This is a genomic window from Bradyrhizobium genomosp. I (2014) (genome assembly GCF_000261685.1).
GTDB lineage: Bacteria > Pseudomonadota > Alphaproteobacteria > Rhizobiales > Xanthobacteraceae > Bradyrhizobium.
The window spans coordinates 1-1,268 of record NZ_AJQE01000485.1 but is presented as its reverse complement, the minus strand read 5'-3'; the positions used below and the strand labels follow the sequence as shown (position 1 = coordinate 1,268).

At 64.0% G+C, this 1,268-nt stretch carries 2 protein-coding genes; both read left to right on the top strand.

The window, feature by feature from the left end; genetic code table 11:
- On the top strand, window positions 1-1,021 hold a 1,021-nt coding region (locus IC50_RS38165), incomplete at its 5' end, for an ABC transporter substrate-binding protein (RefSeq protein WP_035716832.1).
- Between the two features lie 34 nt (window positions 1,022-1,055).
- The coding region (locus tag IC50_RS38160; RefSeq protein WP_035716830.1) for an ABC transporter substrate-binding protein at window positions 1,056-1,268 on the top strand (213 nt) is incomplete at its 3' end.

The following is a 1,268-nucleotide window of genomic DNA, read 5'->3' as shown; positions in this document are numbered from 1 at the left end:
GCTCGGCGGCGCCAAGCTGAAGCTCGTGGTGATCGATTGCGGCGACACCACCGAGAAAGCCAAGAACGCGGCACAGCGCATGGTGGCGCAGGAGCCTGATCTGGTCGCCGCAACGGGCTCCTATCTCTCCTCCTTCACGCTCGCCGTCACCGAGGTGACCGAGCGCGCCGAACTGCCGGTGCTGACGCTGTCCTATTCGGACCTGCTCACCGACCGCGGCTTCAAGTACATTTTCCAGACGGCTGCGACCGCAAGCCGCCAGTCCGAGCTCGGCCTGCCGACGCTGATGAAGCTCGCCGAGAATGCCTCAGGCAGGAAGCCGAAGACCGTGGCGATGCTGATGGACAACACCGCGACATCGGTCGCAACGGCCAAGGCGCTCAAGGAAAGGCTTTTCGCGCAGGAAGGCCTCCAGCTGGTGGTCGAGGAAGTCTGGACGCCGCCGCTGTCGGATGCGACGCCGCTGATCCAGAAGGTTCGTTCGGCCAAGCCCGATCTGCTGCTGTTCATGCCGAATGCGGTGTCGGACGCCAAGCTGGGCCTGGAGAAGATCAGCGAGTTCGGCCTCGGCCAGGGCAAGATCCCGACCGTGTCCTTCAGCATCACCATTGCCGAGCCGGACATGCTCCAGAGCGTGAGCCCGGAGACTGTGCAAGGCATCATGACCATCGTCGCCAACTGGGGCTCGAAGGGCCACGAGGCCCTGATCGCCGAGCTCAAGGCCAAATACAAGGAGCCCTGGATGACGCAGAACGTCATCTCGACCTATGGCGACATGTGGCTGATGAAGGAAGCGCTGGAGAAGGCCGGCAAGGCCGACCGTAACGCGGTCGCGCAGGCGTTCCGCACCATGGATGCCGGTCCGTCGAAATACTATCCGGGTGGTCAGCTCAAATTCGACGAGAAGGGCCGCAGGATCGGCGCCGGCGTCGTCATCGTGCAGTGGCAGTCGGGCGTGCCAGTCACCGTTTATCCGCCTGACCTCGCGCAGGCGCAGCCGTTCTGGCCGAAGAAATCCTGACAGCGTCGCGAATATTCAAGGGAGGAGGATTGTCATGACTGCAAGAAGCAAGATCACGATCACCCGACGAACGCTGCTTGCCGGCGCCTCCGGCACGCTGATCGCATCCCGTGCCTGGGCCCAGCAGCCCTCGGAGGTCAAGGTCGGCCTGCTGGTGCCGATCTCCGGGCTCTATGCGCGTCCGGGAACGGTGATGCGCGAGGGCGCCGAAATGGCGGTGGAGCACATCAACGCGCAAGGCGGCATC